Here is a 17,267-nt window from a genome sequence, read left to right as displayed (position 1 = left end):
GAATTAATATTCGAAAATGGCAGGAAGCTGTTTACTTATTTTTCGTAATCTACACCTGAAGTATAACGGTTGTTGGCATTCCAGAGCAGGAATTCGTCGACCTTCATTTCCTTTAGGGCACGAATTTGGTCTTCAACCTGTTGTTTACCATATTTAACATAATGTCCGCTTCCGAGCCAGCTTGCGGTGAAATCCTGAATCCAGGGGCGGATAACTGGTTTGTAGCTTCCAAGGGGATCAAGTTTTTTATGTGTATCCACCATGGAACCTTTGATTGTAGCGTAAGGGTTCTTATCCGGATCTTTTACATCAAACCAGCCTGTTGAGTAATGGCTTGGATACACCATTGGGCTGATAACATCGACGTTCTTGGAGATCCTTACAAAGTCCTGGCCGATGCCTTCTGCAGCAGGCACAGAGGCCGCATAGCCAAAAATATCAACCGATACGCGGACACCAAGCGGCCCTAGTTCTGATTTGGCATATCTCACAAAATCTGAAATGATCTCAACCCGCGGACGGTCGCTTTTGGTGTATTTGAGTGTATCTGCACGTTTTTCGAAGCCTTCAGGAAAACGTACATAATCGAATTGGATTTCTTTAAAGCCGAGTTTGGCAGCCTCTTTGGCGATATCCACGTTGTATTTCCATACATCCCGGTTATACGGGTTCACGAAGCTATCTCCGCCTTTATTGGTCCACACGGAACCATCGGCTTTTACGAAAGACATCTCAGGTTTTTTCTTGGCGAGCACGGAATCCTTAAACACAACAATCCGGGCAATGGGATAGACATCATGCTTCTTTAATCGCGCCATTAGTTTGTTAATGTCACCAATGAACGGCTGAGGATGGCCCATTTGCTGAAGCTCAGCGTTATCTGTTTTATATGTGATGTATCCTGCGTCGTCCTTAATATCAATAACCATGGAATTTAGCTCGGTTTTATCAAGCAAGTTGAGCAGGGTTTCCATCCGCGATCCACCAGCGCTATAAGCTGTTACATATATGCCTTTGATCTTGGGGGCATCTGGCTGCGGATCGGCTAAAAGAGCGGTGTCTGTAGCACCCGGAGAAGCTTCGGCACCCGGCGAAGCACTTGGAGCAGGTGTGGCTCCATTGCCTCCCGCAGTATTCTTTGGAGTGTCAGGATTTGCTGTGTGTTGTGCGGCGATGGATGGGTTCATGGCAGATTGCAGTGCGGCAGCAACGTCTGCTTCGTGTGAATTAGACTGCACACCGACGCTTCCCAGAGCCATCATCAGTAGTGCCCAGGTGATATTCATTTTTTATTCTCTCCCTTTATGTACATTCCATTAAAGTATAAAGGAACGGCAGCGTCCAAAAAGAACAGACTTGTAACAATCCACGTAATTTTGTCCGCATAAAAACCGCTCTTGTTGTTTATAAACGGGATGTACAGATTTTAAACCCTGCAAATAATCAGACTGGATTCACCGGCCTCCACCGGACGTGCTTTCAGCCTTAAAAAGTAAATGCCGCTTGGGTCCGGCATGTGGCCGAATCCAAAGCGGCAACTATTGAAACTGATTCCCAAACATTGTGCTTATTGAGCTTATTGAAGATACGCAGTATTCTGATGCTCGTAAATGCTGTAATGGATAATCTCCATGGCATCTTCCGGTTCCAGAATACTCAGACCGTCCCGCAGAACAATCACGGAGTTCAATTCATCCTGCTTCAGAAAAGGTATCATATCCGGATACCATCTCATGACGATTGCTGACAGTTTTACCGTTTCCATTTCCACAACAATCACCCTTTCCTTTTTCGAATAGTGCTGAATTGAAATTCAGGGTTCATCGGAAAACGAAGTGCCAGGAAAAAAGAGGGTAAATCACAATCTTCATGAAATTTGTAAGGTCCTGCGTGTGTCTAATATATCATAATTTTTAAGCATGCGCATTTTTTTTGAGCCTATCTTTTGCGGAACGAACCCATAACACCCACCGTTTCAACGATGTTTACAAAAGCCTGCGGGTCAGTACTTTTGATAATCCGCTTCAGTTCAGCAAGCTCGTACCGTGTAGTCACTGTCATTAGCATATCCCGTTCCACATGAGAATAAGCACCTTCAGTTTTAATCTTTGTCACCCCGCGCTGCAGTCCGAGGAGCTGTTGAAGCAGTTCGTCGGTACGTGTGGTTACAATATATACCGTTACTTTAATGTGGCTGACGTGAATCAGATCTACGACCTTACCAGATACGTAAATAGAAACCATAGACGCCAGCGCCAAATTCCAATTGTTGTCAAAATAGGCTGCGGTGAGAATAACAAGACCGTTGAGTCCCACAAGCACATTGCCAATGGGGAAATCGCGGTGCCTTATGATTATGGAACCCAGAATATCGAAGCCCCCTGAAGAACCGCCTACCCGGAAGGAAACGCCTGCGCCAACGCCAACCAGCACTCCACCAAACACGGAAGCCAGCAACATATCAGAAGCTACAGGAGTCACAGGGATTAACGCCATAAGCCAGGTAGTAGCTCCTACTGACAGGATGCTCAGAACAATAAATCTTCGGCCGAGTTGAAACCAGCCCGCTACCAGCAAAGGTACATTGAATAACAGATACATCAAGCTGATGTTGAATGGAGTAAAGTATCCGACCAGCATGGCCAGACCGGAAACTCCTCCGCTCAGCAATCGGTGGGGAATTAAAAACAGGTTAAAGCCGCATGCAATCATCGCTGACCCGAAGATAATTGCAAGGTAATTCCCGATTTGTTTTAATCTTGGCAAGCAAATTCACCTCTGGTGTGTAATGTAAGTAATGAAAGAAAGGAATACACTGGTATTCCTGATCGGGTTTGTGATATAATGTATAGGATATTCTTGAGTAGGACGTTACAATGGTGTTTTTGCATTGCTTAAAGTGCAATACACGATTGTTCAGGCATATTCATCTAGCCTGATCAGGACATCTTTTGGTCCCAATGCGAGCTAAACCATGCAGAAAATCCGGCATGATTGGACAGCCTATAAATGTGTTTACCGCTACTTAAGAATACAGACAAGCATGTGGAATGTCCACTGTATAGAAGGAGCATGAATAATTTGAAAACATTCGCTGAATTCGGCTTGGAGCCAAAAGTGCTGCAAGCAATCACAGAGCTAGGATTTGAGGAATCTACACCCATTCAGGAGCAGGCTATTCCGATTGCGATGGCAGGATCTGACCTAATCGGCCAGGCACAGACAGGTACTGGTAAAACAGCTGCTTTCGGTATTCCCCTCATTTCCAAGATTGCCCGTGAAGAAGAGAAGATTGTAGCTCTTATAATGACACCGACCCGTGAGCTTGCTATTCAGGTCGCCGAAGAAATCGGCAAACTGACCCGCTTCAAAGGTCTTCGTTCGCTGGCCATATACGGCGGACAGGATATCGGCCGTCAGATCCGCGGACTGAAGAAGAAACCGCAAATTATCATCGGTACTCCAGGACGTCTCTTGGACCACATTAACCGCAAAACCATCCGTCTTGATGATGTTCAAACCATTGTCCTCGATGAAGCGGATGAAATGCTGGATATGGGATTCATGGAGGATATTCAATCGATCCTCAAACTTGTACCGGAAGAACGCCAAACCATGCTGTTCTCAGCAACAATGCCCCCTAACATTCAACGTCTTGCCCAGCAGTTCTTGAAGAATCCGCAGCATGTTTCGGTTATTCCTAAGCAAATCAGTGCACCTTTGATTGATCAAGCTTATATTGAAGTTCCTGAGCGCCAGAAGTTTGAAGCGTTGAGCCGTCTTATCGACATGGAATCTCCTGATTTGGCCATCGTATTCGGACGTACCAAACGCCGGGTAGACGAATTGGCTGAAGGGCTTCAGAAACGCGGCTACTCCGCTGATGGTCTTCATGGTGACTTGTCCCAGAATCAGCGTGATGCAGTAATGCGCAAATTCCGTGACGGCAGCATCGATGTGCTTGTAGCTACCGACGTAGCAGCACGCGGTCTCGACGTTTCCGGTGTGACTCATGTTATCAACTTTGACCTTCCTCAGGACCCTGAGAGCTATGTGCACCGTATCGGCCGTACAGGTCGTGCCGGTAAAGAGGGTACTGCATGGTCTTTCGTGACACCACGCGAGATGGATCACCTGCATTTGATCGAGCGCGTTACCCGTCACCGTATTACCCGCAAACCACTTCCTACAATGGCTGAGGCTATCGAAGGCAAACAACGGATTACAGCTGAACGTTTGCTGGCTATGGTTGAAGAGGGCAGTGAGCTGAATGAATACAAAGGGATTGCTATCCAGCTTCTGGAGCAATACGATTCAGTTCAGCTGCTGTCAGCAGCGATGAAGCTGCTTACCGGGGACACCAAGGATGCTCAGATTGAATTGACACCGGAAGATCCAATCCGCGCTAAACGCCGCGGCGGTAAAAATGATATCCGCAGCGGACGCAAGCCTAACGGTGGTTATGGTGGCAACCGCACTGGTTCTGGTTCAGGCGGAGGATACCGTGGCAACCGCGATAATGCAAGCGGCGGAAGCAGTAGCAGCCGTGGTGGTTATAGCAGCGGTTACGGCAGCAATAGCACAGGCGGATATGGCGGCGGCTACAAAGGTAACCGTGATTCCGGCGCAAGCCGTGATGCAGGCGCTGGACGCAGTGGTGACCGCAAGCCATCCACACGTCCAAGCAGCACTAGTACACGCCCGGCTAAACGCGAAGACTACGATATTTAACATGAATCAGCATGCCTGATGACACAAGAAGACGAGAAGCCGTTCTGACGGCTCTCGTCTTCTTTTTTTGCATAGAGCAAGGTCATATTTCTTTCTCTCAACACAATCCTAATACTATTTCTCGCTGAAACGGATGGCGCCGCTTAGAAAGGGGCGGTCAAACGGCTCTGCACTGTTATACAAAAGTACGGGTAATAATAACAAGCAGGATGAACAGTACTAGAATGGTGCCGGTGGAAGTCCAGGGATTGTAGCAGCCAGATGCGGACATGTTGTCAACCTCATTCAAAATTTGGTGAATGGTGTGGTTACGTTTCTAATATATGGACTCTCCGCCAAAGATGTATAGACATAAACCCACAATCTCCAACTTGGGCGCTGGAAAAGTTCAGGTCAAATAAGGTATAGTTAAGATACGCAGTATGCGCGAGACAGACAGGAGGAAGGAAATTGGAGTTTAAGGGAGCAATGGGTGGTTTATACCGCATCACGGAGTGGATTACGCGTATCGCCTTCAGTAATATTTTGTGGGCGTTATGTTCGATTCCGTTTCTGTTCATCGCAGTAACAAAGATGATTATGTTGGGTTCAGGTGCAGGGGGGCCCAATGAACAGATCACACTCAACTGGGCACTGGGGGTTTTGGCGCCTTTCACCGTATTTCCAGCAACGGCAGCGCTGTTTACTGTTGTTCGTAAATGGGTTATGGGCAACACCGATGTCAGCACATTCCGCACTTTTTTTCATGGATACAAAGAAAATTATGTGAAGAGCATGTTTGGAGGGGCTATCTATACCCTGCTGTTTGTCATTATGTACGTAGATGTGACCGTATACATGACGCAAATGGCCAACTTTAGAATCGTCGGTATACTCATGCTGGTGCTGATGATTATTTTGTTCGTTTCTATGTTTAACTTCTTCTCCATTGTGGTTCACTATCAGATGACCTTCAAAGAAGTGGTGACCAATTCAATTCTGCTGACCATCGCACGGCCGATCCGTGTGTTCTCCACACTTATTGGCTCAGCGGTTCTAGTCTACATAGGTCTGCGGTATACAGTGCTTTATGCCCTTTGTATTCCGACTCTGATATCTATGCTGGCCTTCTTTAATTTCTATGCTACCTACAACAAGCTTCAAGAGCAGGTAGAAAAGAAGAAACAAGAAGAAGAGCTAGCGGCGCTGGAAGCAGCTGAGAAAGAGGCAGAAGGCGATCCGGATGAAGAAGAAGAGGACGACCATAGCTCTCAAACGAATTTAACAAAAGATTAACAAATACCGGGATTTATATTCGAAAACTGTATTGAAGTAGTAAATAAAGCGCATACAGGTTTACATTTTCGTCAAAACGCAATATAATAAGGGTAATTCCTGCGATGTACGTTACGGTTGCTCGTTGTTTTGAACCAATGATAATGTCTTGGGAGATCTATATGAAGCGCAGCTGAAATGCCCTGTCTATACGACTTGGGGAATTCAAAAACGACTTCTGCGGTCACCCACCTGCTCTAGCAGGTTCAGAAGACACTGTAGCCGGACGGCATAGGCGGGTTTTCTACTATTATTGACAAGGTGCCCTGTTAACCGCTTTGTTGCGGATACAGGGTACTTTTTTGTGTATAGGAGCAATAATGGAAAGTGAGCTAAGCCCTTTTGTTCCGGGGTTAAGAATGTTACACTTAGAATAATGAACTTGGGATTTGAAGAGGGGGAAGTATTTTGTCGTTGAAAAGAACCTTGGTCGGTTTATTTCGCAGTCATGACGGAACAAGCGACCGTGCAAAAGATCCGGCATTGAAGACGCGTTATTATACTCTTTCAAGAGACAAGGCGTGGGAAGAAGTATCGTCTACGCTAAAGAAGATTCCTGGATTCAAAGTCTTACATGAAGTGCAGTCAGTGGGTGAAATTACCCTCGAGAAAAGAACGGGCTTTGGCCGGACGCTTGATATCACGGTGTCCGTGCTGAATACTTCTCCGGTGCGCTGTGCCGTTGATATATATTCAGCATCCAGAGGATCGCTCGGCGATTTGGGTGCCAACTACCGTGTTATTCAGCGTTTATACCAGACACTCGACAAGAAGCTGGGTAAATATAAAGTCGACTGAACATAAGATATGGATTTTACCTGTACGAGGATTGTATGCGGTTTCGGGCTTTGCCTGAATCCACTATCGTATTTGGATCATAAACAAAAAGCGGGAGAAGGATGACCTTCTGCCGCTTTTCTTCTTGCTATATGTGATTTGATACACTTTCCTACTACAGGAGTGTTTTTACGGCAGCTACGGCTGCTTCATAATTCGGATGCTCGGACATTTCTGTCAGGTATTCTACATAAGTCAGGGTATTGTTTTGGTCTATAACAAAGATTGAACGCATGTCCAGACGGAATTCCTTGATTAGCACGCCATAGGCTTGTCCAAAGGAGGCTTCTTTGTGGTCAGACAGTGTTACAACACGGTCAATACCGGCTGCACCGCACCAGCGGGCTTGGGCGAACGGAAGGTCCATGCTGATGGTTAGAATGACCACATCATCACCTAGCTCAGCGGCTTCAGTGTTGAAGCGGCGGGTCTGTGCATCGCACACTCCGGTATCCAGAGAAGGCACAACGCTAATCAGCTTGATTTTACCGGAATAATCGCTGAGGGAGGCCTCTTCCAAAAGATTCTTGCTTACCACAAAATCGGGTGCGGTATCTCCGGCTTTAAGTTCAGGCCCTACGAGAGTAATGGGATTGCCCTTGAATGTGGCTACACCTGTTCTTTCTTGCGTCATATCCTTGTTTCCTCCTTGAATTGCATGATTGGATTCATACTGCCACAATAAATTATAATCTTTTTAGAAGCTCGATGTCCAACCAGGACAAATATGTACATAAGGAGTGGTACTATGATTTTCATAAGGTATGAGAAGTGGAAAGGTTACATTCGTTATTATCCGGTAACCTGTATTCTGATTCTGCTGAATGTCCTTATGTTCATTGTATTGACGGCAAATGGCGGGTCGACCAACCTGGAGACGCTTTTGAAGTATGGAGCGACCTTAAATGCGGGGCCGGAAAAGGCTGAGATGTGGCGTTATGTGACAGCGACTTTTTTGCATAACGGGTTCTCCCATTTGTTCTTTAACTGCTTTGCACTTCTGGTATTTGCCCCGCCGCTTGAGCGCCTGATGGGCTGGTGGCGTTATGCACTGCTCTATATGGCCGGAGGATATATCGCCAATTATCTGTCTGTTGTGTTCAGTAGCCGCTCGGTAGTGGATGTCGCTACAGTATCTGTTGGAGCGTCAGGGGCAATCTACGCCATATACGGCGCATTTCTCTATATTGCACTTATGCAGAGGGGGATGATGGATGAGAACTCACGCAAGACACTATACGGCCTGCTGGTGATGGGGATCATTATGTCCTTTGCAACCCCCTATGTGAACTGGATGGCCCATCTCAGTGGACTTGCAGCCGGATTTTTCCTCTATGGCATCATTATTCGCATTTTTAAAAGAAGCCGACGATAACGGGAGGTGCTCATGTGGAGCTCAGACAGCTGCAATATTTTCTGAAGGTGGCCCAGAAGGAACATGTAACAAGAGCGGCGGAGGAACTGCATGTCGCCCAGTCAGCAGTCAGCCGCCAGATTCATCAGCTGGAGCAGGAGCTTGGTGTTGACTTGTTCATGCAAAAAGGCCGCAACCTGCAGTTGACCCCGGTGGGGCAGCTCTTTTGCAAAAGAGTGGAGTCCGTGTTAAAGGAGCTTGAGCGTTCTGTAGCAGAGGTGCATGAATTTCTGGATCCGGAACGCGGCGAGATCCGTATCGGGTTCCCCCACAGCCTGGGCACTCATTTAATACCAACCATTGTTGCTGAATTCCGCAAACATTTTCCGCATGTGAAATTCAGGTTTAAGCAAGGTGCATACCCTTCTTTGATTAAGGATGTAATATCGGGAGAGGTGGATCTGGCCTTTATCTCGCCTTTTCCAGAGGATGACGGTCATGTGGCCGGGGATATTGTCATGACGGAGGAGTTGTTCGCCATCCTTCCCCAGAACCATCCTCTTGCCGGGGAAGAAGTGATCAGGCTGGAACAGCTCCGGGAAGAAAAGTTCGTCCTGTTCAGTCAAGGATACTCTCTGAGGCCTATTGTATGGCAAGCTTGTCTGCAGGCGGGATTCAAGCCGCAGATTGCTTTTGAGGGCGGGGAAACAGACACGATCCGCGGGCTTGTTGCTGCGGGAATGGGAGTGAGTCTTCTGCCAGAGATGGCATTGTATCAGACCAATCCGATGCAGCCCGCCCAGGTGCGGGTCGTAGACCCGGTGATTACAAGGACGGTAGGACTTATACACCGCGCAGATGGGAAGCTTCCGCTGGTAGCCCGATCCTTTCGGACTTTTCTGCTAACCTATTTCAGAAACAGGAATAACAATACCCCGGTAGGCTCCTAGCCTCCGGGGTATTGTTATGAATAGAGTCAATCAACGGTTAGTCACGGTTACCAAGGAACATTGTGATCAGACGCAGGAGTTCAAGCAAGGATACGAGGGCAGCTGCCACATAAGTCAAAGCTGCCGCGTTCAGTACTTTGGCTACACCGCGTTCTTCTTCATTACGGATATATCCTTGCTCTACCATGACCTGGCGTGCCCGGTTGCTTGCGTTGAATTCTACAGGCAACGTTACCAGCTGGAAGGCAACAGCGGCGGAGAAGAATATGATGCCCAGACCGATAAGGTTAAAGGAACTGAACAAGAAACCTGCCAGAAGCATAAAAGGCGCAATACCCGAAGCGATGTTGACCACCGGGAACATCCGGTGACGCAGTGTAAGCATAGGATAATGAACTTTATGCTGAATCGCATGACCCACCTCGTGGCATGCCACGGAAATGGCTGCTATGGAGCGCTCGTAGTATACAGGCTCTGACAAACGGACAACCCGGTGGATAGGGTCATAGTGGTCAGATAGCGCACCGCGTACGGGTTCGATCGGTACATCACCCAGCCCGTTAGCATCAAGCATGCGACGTGCTGCATCATAGCCGGTCATACCGCTTGTGTTGGCTACTTTGGCCCATTTATTGAAGTTGCCCTTTACACGGAACTGGGCCCATAAAGAAAATAGGAAAGCGACTATTACCAATAGATACATCATATGTCATTCCTCCGAAGTAATGTATTAAGCTGATTGCTTACATTGGCGGCCCCTGAGTGAGCAGAAGTTTGATCGCCTCCATGCACGCAACCCCTTGTGGGAGGAGTGCGGCAAGGGCTCGTCTGGCTTGCCCGGGCTTCAAACCGTTAATTACGGGCTCGAGCGCTTTTACCTCGCGCTCCAGGCGCTGCATTTGAATCTCAAGCTCGACTAGCCGGTCTGAAACATCATTTTCAGGCGTAGCCTCATTCCACTTACTCATCATGGACTTGATCTCATCCAATGTATATTTCTCCCGCTTTAGTTGATTAATACGTTCCAAAGCGATCAGGGTTTCATGGCTGTATAGCCGGTAATTTTTAACACTTCTTGATTCCGGTGCAATCAGTCCCAGCTTCGTATAATAATCAATCGTCCGTTCGCTGGTATGGGCGGCTTTGGCAAGCTCGCCGATCCGGTAAAGGGTCATATCCCCATGGGTTCTCACCTCGATAAAAAGAACTTCAGTTCTTCTAAATTTTAAATTTTCTTTCTATATAATAGAACATAGTTAATGATACCAAAACAAAAACTATACAGTCAAACGTCACGCTTACTTTAAGTATCCGTAACTGGCAGATTTCTCAATATATGCCTGGTTGTACGTCTCATAATAAGTCTATGCAGTGAATCACGAAGAATTCATTTCTCAGTTCTAATAAGTAACATGTAATGTTATGTTTAGTAAAAGTGGGATTCGAATAAGCTTGGAATGAGTTTTCATTAAGGTATGTTTTGGAGATTGATTAATAAAAATACATACAGATGAATTCAAATGTATTGGACCTTCTGTATCCGTTATCATAAAATTCCTCTTTGGAAACCTTGAAATTCAAGGATTTGCCTGAAAGAAAGGGAAAGGTGCTGATCTGCAAAGAAAATTTGAGTGTTCACGAAATAAAATAAAACATCCAAAAAAATAGTCTTGTCAATTTACCTGACTTCTGATTATAATGACATTAAGAGTTTCACGCTTTGTTAGAAAATATGACATTGGGGAGTGGGGTAAAGAATGAGAAAAAAGATGATAATGATGTTTCTGGCGATGATTACACTGATGGTGTACCCAGTTAGCGCATTCGCGGCTGATGGTCCGACCGCACCGGATTTACAAATTGGACTGGATACGGTGTTTACTTTCCTGGCCTTCATTCTGGTATTCTTTATGCAAGCAGGATTTGCAATGCTTGAAGCCGGTTCAGTCCGGATGAAGAATGCTGGTCATGTTGCCGGGAAGACGGTACTCACACTGGCCATTGCAAGTTTGTGTTTCTGGGCTCTTGGCTTTGGCCTTGGCTTCGGTAACGGTAATGGCTTCTTTGGAACTACAGGTTTCCTGTACGGTGGGGATACTCAAGGTGCATCGTTTGATTCCCTTGCCTTCTCTGATGTAACCCTAAATGTTAAGTTCCTCTTCCAAATGGCGTTCGCGGCAGTTTCCCTGGCTATCGTATCCGGTGGTATGGCGGAACGCGCAAAACTTAGTGTATACATTGTGTTCGGAATTCTGTTCTCTGTACTAATTTATCCCGTTGTCGCTCACTGGGTATGGGGCGGCGGCTGGTTGGCAGAACTGGGAATGCAGGACTATGCAGGTTCTACAGTAGTCCATCTTACAGGTGCAACTGCAGCTGTTGTCGCAACCATCCTGCTTAAACCTCGTCTAGGCAAGTTTAACAAAGAAGGTAAGCCGGTGATTATCCCGGGACACAACCAGGTATTCACTGTACTCGGTGTAATCATTCTCTGGTTTGGCTGGTTTGGATTTAATCCGGGTAGCGCATTGTCCCCTATGGGTGGTTTCTTCGGACACGTAGCATTGACAACTAATATTGCAGCAGCAGCAGGCGGTCTGGCAGCTCTCATCGCATCTTGGTTATATTTTGGAAAGTCGGATATTCCGGCTATGCTTAACGGGGTACTGGCTGCGCTGGTTGCTATTACTGGTGCTTGCGCATATGTTGAGCCTTGGGCGGCTATTCTAATTGGCTTCATCGCCGGTGCTTTTACATTCATGACTTCACAGTGGCTGGAACGCGCAGGCCTTGATGATCCAATCTATGCTTTCTCCGTCCATGGTATTGCAGGGATGTGGGGAGCGATTTCCACAGGTCTTTTCGCAGCACCTGATCTGATTACCAAAGGTGCACTGGTAGGGAAAGCAGGCTTGTTCTACGGTGGTGGATTCCACCAGCTGGGGGTACAGATTCTCGGCGTGGCGGGTACGTTCGTATTTGTAGCTGTAATGTCCTTCATCATTCTGTATGTAATGAAGATGGCTATCGGACTTCGCGTTACAGAGGAAGAGGAATTGATGGGTCTGGATATCAGTGAGCATGGTACTTACGGTTATCCGGAACAAATGAAATTGATTGCAGAATCAGAATCCAAAACCTTTAAATAACTCAGAAATTCACTTGTTGGGAGGCGGACCGTGTGGCTTCGATGGAGATGGCAGATTGGAAAGAAGATAAAAGTTTTTTATCCATCGTATCAGCCGGTTCGCCGCAGGAGCTCAAGGCAAGGCGTTCCGCTTGTCAAACAGTACTGCTGGAGCAGTTAAACGTTATTCCGATTGAGGAATGGATGATCCGGGTCAATGACATGCATGACCGGATTGCCGGGACAGCAGTCAACATATGTGAGGCGCAGATGAAGGAGGCGGGCTACGGCCCGCCTCCCTGTGCCTATTCCTTTATTGTATTCGGCAGTGCCGGCAGACAGGAAGCTACAATGTGGAGTGATCAGGATAACGGGCTAATTGTTGAAGGTGAGCCGGATGGACTCAAGAAAAGTTATTTTGAAGCTTTTGGTGTGATGTTGTCTGATGTGCTAGAGGAAGTTGGCTATGAGAAATGCGACGGGAAAGTGATGTGCTCCGAGCCCTTGTGGCGCAAAACGCTGCCAGAATGGAAACAGCAGCTGGAGAGCTGGATGAGCCAGCTGGAATGGGAGCCGGTCCGTTATCTCATTATCGCTTCTGATATGCGTCATGTAGCCGGGAGCAGTGCATTGTCTATGGAGTGGCGTGAAGCCTTTCATGCCGGATTTGTGAATAATCTTAAGCTGTCAAACGCTGTGCTTCGTAATACAGTCCGTCATAAGGCAACGCTTAATTTACTAGGGCAGGTGCTTACAGAACGTTTTGGTGATTATGCCGGCGGCTTTGATGTTAAATATGGTGTCTATATTCCTTTGGTTAATATCGTGAGGCACTTGTCGCTGCTGCATGGTGTACGGGACAGTTCGACACTCAAGCGGCTGGAACATCTAGCAGAACTGGGGAGATACGAGCATCTGGAAGGCATCCGGCGGGCTTTCTTGACTGCTCTGCGAATGCGCGTGAATACCCCATTTGCAGTTCAGGACGGATTGTTGTCCAGCAGTGATTATATAGCCGCGAGTGATTTGAAGAATAAGCAGCTCTTCTCTGAGTTGCGGGAAAGTCTGCTGCTGGTCAGGCGTCTCCACAAGGCCCTGCAGCGCCAGCTCCGGTCAGCGGAAAGGAGGCAGTTATGAAGGAGCCGAACAAAGGCGGAGGATTCTGGAACAACCTGAGACAGGGCGGAATGCCATCCGCCATCGCGTCCATAAGAGGCGGGGATTCTGCACAGCAAACCGCGCAGCAAATGGCTTTTATCAGATCTCTTATGCGTGAGAAGCGGCGCCCTGAAGTACTGCATACCCCGCTCTCGGAGTTGGAGACGGTGATCTTTGATCTGGAGACGACGGGTTTTTCCCATCAGCATGGGGATGAGATTCTCTCGTTTGGCGCAATAAAGGTCGTAGGGGAACACATCAAGGAAGAGGAATGCTTCTATACTCTGGTGAATTGCCAAACCGCGATTCCGGAGGATATAACGAAGTTAACCGGGATCTCGGAAGAGATGACCTCCAAAGCTCCGTCATTAATGGACGGACTGCATAATTTCATGTCTTTTGTAGGGCAGCGGGTATTAGTCGCTCATGGAAGTAATCATGACAAATCATTTTTGAATGCTGCCCTTTGGAAAACCTCTAAGGTACAGCTGACTCACAGAGTGCTGGATACAATGATGCTGGCCCGCTGGCTGGAACCTCACCGCAGCAATTACACGCTTGATGAGCTTCTGGCCGTTCATGACATTCCAATACAGGGCCGGCACAATGCACTGGAGGATGCCAGAATGACGGCAAAGCTGTGGGTTTGCTATATTCAGGAGATTTCACAGAAGAAACAGGTAGAAACCTTGGGGGATTTGTACTCCTATCTCAGCAGGGCGTAACAGGAGTTGGCAGCAGTTTAACAATTAGTTGACCGGTGGGATCTGTCTGACGGAGGATATGAAATCCGTTCAGGCGAATAGACTCTCCGCTTTCCGGATCAGGAGAACCGATTAGATAGATCTGAAACTCCGGTCCTAGTGAAAATAGGCCTTGAATATCTGCGCTGGATGGCCAAGGTGCAGTATGCGGATGGGAATGAAATAAGCCAACACGTGCAGGCTCGTGGTAAAGTATTCTAATCCATTCTCCCGGGTCGGGGACAAAGGTATGCAGCGGGTCAGGCGCTACGTTGCGCATAGGCAGATACCTGTCAATACGCATGCCCCCCGCTGCGGCAGTACCCAGCAGTACTCCGCATGCTTCGTGTGGATAACAGGTCAGCAAGTGCTTCCCCAGCGCCTGTTGTACGGAGAGATTCAGCTGAATCGGCTGGATATTTCCCTGGAATGCTGTCACTTGTTCACCCCTCTCTCTTCATAGGATTTCGTCTTTGACGGAATCCTCTTTTTTTGTTCTGTTTTTTTGCAGATAATGGCTAGTTTGAAACTATGGACATTGGGGGTACAATAGGAGAAATACCATCTCATGTGCAAAGGACAAATAGCTATGAAAGCCATAAACAAACGAAATATTACGGTGATAGCCGTTATTGTTTTTTTGATCTTTATAGCGGCAGAACGTACCATGAAATCCGAGCCGGAAGCGGTCCCGGTCATCCAGCAAACCTCGGAAACTGAGAGCGGTATTAATGCCGGACTATTAGCCCCGGCGTTCTCCCTGCAGGAGGACGGTAAAAGCTACTCTGTAGGAGGAGCGCGGGATAAGGCTGTGCTGCTAAATTTCTGGGCTTCCTGGTGCGATCCCTGTCAGCAGGAGGCGCCGACCCTGAATGCATTGGCGTTAAAATACAAAAATGTGCTCGATGTTTACGGGATTAATGTGACCAGCCAGGATTACAAGCCTAATGCGGAGCGTTTCGTCCGGAAATATATGCTGGCTTTTCCCGTTATGTATGATCTGAAGGGTGAGGTATTCGACAAATACAAAGGGATGGTATTCCCCACCAACGTGCTTATAGACAAAAACGGAGTCGTCTCCGAGGTCATCCTCGGGTTTCTGTCTCCGGAAGAGCTTGAAAAGAAAATCATCACTCTCACCGGTTCCTGAAATGTCCAGGAAACTTCCAGGTGGCAAAGCCCCTCTGCAATCCGGGATATTCCCGGCTGCGAGGGGCTTCTCTATGGACTAGATTATCCTAACGCTAAGCTTTAACTAGTGGTTCACGAGTCCTCTCGGCTCATTGCTTGATTCCGTTTCGTTCCCCAGTGAAATCTGACCAAGAAGCGCATAACGCATACTGTCTACCAACGCTTCCCAGCTGGCTTCGATCACATTGCTGGATACCCCGACAGTACTCCAGGTGTTATTGAAGTCTTTGGACTCAATGAGTACTCGAACCTTAGCGGCTGTCTGATCCTTCTCGTCAAGTACACGCACCTTGTAATCCGATAGATGCATGTCTTTAAGCCGCGGGAAGTAGGCCAGCAGAGCCTTGCGCAATGCGTTATCCAGTGCGTTAACTGGACCATTGCCCTCGGCTGCGGTATAGAGGTTCTCGCCGCCGACTCTAAGCTTGACAAAGGCCTCGGAGACAACAGGGCGATCCGCTGTTTTTTCCACTAGCATCTTGAAGGATTCAAAGGTGAACAGCTCGTTCATCTCACCTGTGGCTTCGCGCAGGAGCAGTTCCAAGGAAGCATCCGCGCCTTCGAACTGATAGCCCTGGTGCTCCAGCGTTTTGATTTTGTCGATCACCTTGCGGGCTTGCTCGCTGCTTGGATCCAGGCTGAGGCCCATATCCTGGGCTTTGGACAGAACATTGCTCTGACCGGCCAGTTCGGAGACCAGTACCCGCTGTTTGTTGCCTACAAGCTCCGGAGCGATATGCTCATATGTGCGGGAATCCCGCAGGATTGCCGATACATGGATGCCCCCTTTATGTGCAAATGCAGCATTGCCTACATAAGGTTGATTCACAGGCAGGTTCACATTGGCAACTTCACTAATGAAGTGGGCAGTATTGGTGAGCTGAGGCAGGGAATCGCCTGGGATGCAATGATACCCCATTTTGAGCTGTAAAGTAGGGATAATCGAGCAGAGGTTGGCATTTCCGCAGCGTTCCCCGTAGCCGTTGATCGTTCCCTGTACCTGGCGCGCACCCGCGCTGATCGCGCTGAGCGCGTTTGCGACCGCAAGTTCGCAGTCATTATGAGTATGAATCCCAAGAGAAGCCCCGGGCAGGATATGGGTCATGCCGGAGACGATTTCCTGAATTTCGTTCGGAAGGGTTCCGCCGTTCGTATCGCACATGACCAGCCAATCTGCACCGGCTTCACGGGCTGCGTTCAGGACGGCGGAAGCATACTCGGGATTGTTCTTATACCCGTCGAAAAAGTGCTCCGCATCAAAGATGACCTCAAGGCCTTTGCGTTTCAAATAGGCAATAGATTCGCCGATCATGGCGAGGTTCTCTTCCAGTGTGGTCTGCAGTGCAGTATGGACATGAAAGTCCCAGGATTTTCCTACCAGCGTGGCGGCCGGAACACCGGCATTAATCATCCTTTGCAGGTTATCATCATGCTCGGTAATGGAATTCTTGCGCCGGGTGCTGCCGAATGCGGTAATTGTGGCATTCAAATGCAGTTCTTTGACTCTTTTGAAAAACTCAATGTCCTTGTTGTTGCTCCCCGGGATGCCACCTTCAATATAATGAACACCCAGATCATCGAGTTTCTTGGCAATCTTCAGCTTGTCATCTGCCGACAGACTGATGCCTTCACCTTGGGTGCCGTCACGCAACGTCGTATCGAAGATGGAAATGGACTTAGACATGAGAGTCCTCCTAAAAAGTTTTAGTAAGTCGCTTAAGGTAAATGAATTTTTATATTATAGCATTTTTACGCGGGAATGTAACAAAGAACTTTACAGGATACCAGCATCCGGTTGACCTTGCGCCGGGAGAAGAGGTATGCTGAATTTGACAATGGAAACCCTGAAGATAAGAAGGTAG

Annotated in this window: 18 protein-coding genes and 1 other RNA gene; 10 read left to right on the top strand and 9 right to left on the bottom strand. The window is 47.8% G+C overall.

Annotated features, from left to right (window positions below; translation table 11 throughout):
* Nucleotides 1-35: 35 nt before the first annotated feature.
* The 3 genes from ACAN54_RS10550 to ACAN54_RS10540 form a co-directional block, all read right to left on the bottom strand.
* Nucleotides 36-1,286, bottom strand: coding sequence for a putative glycoside hydrolase (locus tag ACAN54_RS10550; protein ID WP_379153777.1), 1,251 nt, complete (start codon nucleotides 1,284-1,286; stop codon nucleotides 36-38).
* A 290-nt stretch (nucleotides 1,287-1,576) separates the two neighbouring features.
* The gene (locus tag ACAN54_RS10545) at nucleotides 1,577-1,765 is read right to left on the bottom strand and encodes a hypothetical protein (RefSeq protein WP_379153775.1); all 189 of its coding nucleotides are present in this window, start codon (nucleotides 1,763-1,765) and stop codon (nucleotides 1,577-1,579) included.
* Between the two features lie 173 nt (nucleotides 1,766-1,938).
* Nucleotides 1,939-2,766, bottom strand: a complete 828-nt coding sequence (locus ACAN54_RS10540) for a YitT family protein (RefSeq protein WP_379153773.1) — start codon at nucleotides 2,764-2,766, stop codon at nucleotides 1,939-1,941.
* A 315-nt stretch (nucleotides 2,767-3,081) separates the two neighbouring features.
* Here ACAN54_RS10540 and cshA point away from each other — a divergent pair, with 315 nt between their 5' ends.
* Nucleotides 3,082-4,731, top strand: a complete 1,650-nt coding sequence (gene cshA / locus ACAN54_RS10535; protein ID WP_379153770.1) for a degradosome RNA helicase CshA — start codon at nucleotides 3,082-3,084, stop codon at nucleotides 4,729-4,731.
* A gap of 175 nt (nucleotides 4,732-4,906) precedes the next feature.
* On the opposite strand, the gene ACAN54_RS10530 is transcribed toward cshA, so the two are convergent.
* On the bottom strand, nucleotides 4,907-5,002 hold the full coding sequence (locus ACAN54_RS10530; protein WP_379153768.1) for a YjcZ family sporulation protein: 96 nt from the start codon (nucleotides 5,000-5,002) through the stop codon (nucleotides 4,907-4,909).
* 179 nt (nucleotides 5,003-5,181) lie between these two features.
* On the opposite strand from ACAN54_RS10530, the gene ACAN54_RS10525 reads away from it, so the two are divergent.
* The 3 genes from ACAN54_RS10525 (at nucleotide 5,182) to ACAN54_RS10515 (ending at nucleotide 6,843) form a co-directional block, all read left to right on the top strand.
* On the top strand, nucleotides 5,182-6,006 hold the full coding sequence (locus ACAN54_RS10525; protein WP_379153766.1) for a YesL family protein: 825 nt from the start codon (nucleotides 5,182-5,184) through the stop codon (nucleotides 6,004-6,006).
* Nucleotides 6,007-6,099: 93 nt separating this feature from the next.
* A non-coding RNA gene (gene ssrS, locus ACAN54_RS10520) (6S RNA) lies at nucleotides 6,100-6,291 on the top strand.
* Nucleotides 6,292-6,453: 162 nt separating this feature from the next.
* Entirely contained in the window at nucleotides 6,454-6,843 is a 390-nt protein-coding gene (locus ACAN54_RS10515) for a DUF1499 domain-containing protein (protein WP_379153764.1), read from the top strand.
* A 154-nt stretch (nucleotides 6,844-6,997) separates the two neighbouring features.
* On the opposite strand, the gene tpx is transcribed toward ACAN54_RS10515, so the two are convergent.
* Nucleotides 6,998-7,516: a thiol peroxidase gene (tpx, locus tag ACAN54_RS10510; protein WP_379153762.1), complete on the bottom strand. Its 519-nt coding sequence runs from the start codon at nucleotides 7,514-7,516 to the stop codon at nucleotides 6,998-7,000.
* Between the two features lie 114 nt (nucleotides 7,517-7,630).
* On the opposite strand from tpx, the gene ACAN54_RS10505 reads away from it, so the two are divergent.
* Nucleotides 7,631-8,257, top strand: coding sequence for a rhomboid family intramembrane serine protease (locus ACAN54_RS10505; protein WP_379153760.1), 627 nt, complete (start codon nucleotides 7,631-7,633; stop codon nucleotides 8,255-8,257).
* A 14-nt stretch (nucleotides 8,258-8,271) separates the two neighbouring features.
* Nucleotides 8,272-9,186, top strand: coding sequence for a glutamate biosynthesis transcriptional regulator GltC (gltC, locus tag ACAN54_RS10500; RefSeq protein ID WP_379153758.1), 915 nt, complete (start codon nucleotides 8,272-8,274; stop codon nucleotides 9,184-9,186).
* Between the two features lie 37 nt (nucleotides 9,187-9,223).
* Here gltC and ACAN54_RS10495 read toward each other — a convergent pair whose 3' ends face one another.
* Nucleotides 9,224-9,892, bottom strand: coding sequence for a zinc metallopeptidase (locus tag ACAN54_RS10495; RefSeq protein ID WP_379153756.1), 669 nt, complete (start codon nucleotides 9,890-9,892; stop codon nucleotides 9,224-9,226).
* Between the two features lie 37 nt (nucleotides 9,893-9,929).
* Nucleotides 9,930-10,361 (bottom strand): MerR family transcriptional regulator, encoded by a 432-nt coding sequence (locus tag ACAN54_RS10490; RefSeq protein ID WP_379154211.1) that lies wholly within the window; start codon nucleotides 10,359-10,361, stop codon nucleotides 9,930-9,932.
* 582 nt (nucleotides 10,362-10,943) lie between these two features.
* Here ACAN54_RS10490 and ACAN54_RS10485 point away from each other — a divergent pair.
* The 3 genes from ACAN54_RS10485 to ACAN54_RS10475 are packed head-to-tail and all read left to right on the top strand — an operon-like array spanning nucleotide 10,944 to nucleotide 14,196.
* Complete coding sequence (locus ACAN54_RS10485) at nucleotides 10,944-12,335, top strand: ammonium transporter (RefSeq protein ID WP_379153754.1); 1,392 nt, start codon at nucleotides 10,944-10,946, stop codon at nucleotides 12,333-12,335.
* Between the two features lie 32 nt (nucleotides 12,336-12,367).
* A complete protein-coding gene (locus tag ACAN54_RS10480; protein WP_489685739.1) occupies nucleotides 12,368-13,450 on the top strand; it encodes a DUF294 nucleotidyltransferase-like domain-containing protein in 1,083 nt (360 codons plus the stop codon).
* Nucleotides 13,447-14,196 (top strand): exonuclease domain-containing protein, encoded by a 750-nt coding sequence (locus ACAN54_RS10475; protein ID WP_379153752.1) that lies wholly within the window; start codon nucleotides 13,447-13,449, stop codon nucleotides 14,194-14,196. Before ACAN54_RS10480 ends, ACAN54_RS10475 begins: the two co-directional genes overlap by 4 nt.
* Here ACAN54_RS10475 and ACAN54_RS10470 read toward each other — a convergent pair.
* Nucleotides 14,183-14,653: a M67 family metallopeptidase gene (locus tag ACAN54_RS10470; protein ID WP_379153750.1), complete on the bottom strand. Its 471-nt coding sequence runs from the start codon at nucleotides 14,651-14,653 to the stop codon at nucleotides 14,183-14,185. The genes ACAN54_RS10475 and ACAN54_RS10470 overlap by 14 nt on opposite strands.
* A gap of 150 nt (nucleotides 14,654-14,803) precedes the next feature.
* Here ACAN54_RS10470 and ACAN54_RS10465 point away from each other — a divergent pair, with 150 nt between their 5' ends.
* Entirely contained in the window at nucleotides 14,804-15,364 is a 561-nt protein-coding gene (locus ACAN54_RS10465; RefSeq protein ID WP_379153748.1) for a TlpA family protein disulfide reductase, read from the top strand.
* A 105-nt stretch (nucleotides 15,365-15,469) separates the two neighbouring features.
* Here ACAN54_RS10465 and cimA read toward each other — a convergent pair whose 3' ends face one another.
* Nucleotides 15,470-17,089 (bottom strand): citramalate synthase, encoded by a 1,620-nt coding sequence (gene cimA / locus ACAN54_RS10460; RefSeq protein ID WP_379153746.1) that lies wholly within the window; start codon nucleotides 17,087-17,089, stop codon nucleotides 15,470-15,472.
* Nucleotides 17,090-17,267 lie beyond the last annotated feature (178 nt).

It is taken from the genome of Paenibacillus diazotrophicus (assembly GCF_042610465.1).
This window is presented reverse-complemented; position numbering and strand designations above follow the sequence as displayed.

Excerpts from the sequence above, each read along its gene's own strand:
- ACAN54_RS10550 (WP_379153777.1), bottom strand. The coding sequence starts at position 1,286 with ATGAATATCACCTGGGCACTACTGATGATGGCTCTGGGAAGCGTCGGT.
- ACAN54_RS10545 (WP_379153775.1), bottom strand. The coding sequence starts at position 1,765 with ATGGAAACGGTAAAACTGTCAGCAATCGTCATGAGATGGTATCCGGAT.
- ACAN54_RS10530 (WP_379153768.1), bottom strand. The coding sequence starts at position 5,002 with ATGTCCGCATCTGGCTGCTACAATCCCTGGACTTCCACCGGCACCATT.
- tpx (WP_379153762.1), bottom strand. The coding sequence starts at position 7,516 with ATGACGCAAGAAAGAACAGGTGTAGCCACATTCAAGGGCAATCCCATT.
- ACAN54_RS10505 (WP_379153760.1), top strand. The coding sequence starts at position 7,631 with ATGATTTTCATAAGGTATGAGAAGTGGAAAGGTTACATTCGTTATTAT.
- ACAN54_RS10495 (WP_379153756.1), bottom strand. The coding sequence starts at position 9,892 with ATGATGTATCTATTGGTAATAGTCGCTTTCCTATTTTCTTTATGGGCC.
- ACAN54_RS10490 (WP_379154211.1), bottom strand. The coding sequence starts at position 10,361 with ATGACCCTTTACCGGATCGGCGAGCTTGCCAAAGCCGCCCATACCAGC.
- ACAN54_RS10485 (WP_379153754.1), top strand. The coding sequence starts at position 10,944 with ATGAGAAAAAAGATGATAATGATGTTTCTGGCGATGATTACACTGATG.
- ACAN54_RS10475 (WP_379153752.1), top strand. The coding sequence starts at position 13,447 with ATGAAGGAGCCGAACAAAGGCGGAGGATTCTGGAACAACCTGAGACAG.
- ACAN54_RS10465 (WP_379153748.1), top strand. The coding sequence starts at position 14,804 with ATGAAAGCCATAAACAAACGAAATATTACGGTGATAGCCGTTATTGTT.
- cimA (WP_379153746.1), bottom strand. The coding sequence starts at position 17,089 with ATGTCTAAGTCCATTTCCATCTTCGATACGACGTTGCGTGACGGCACC.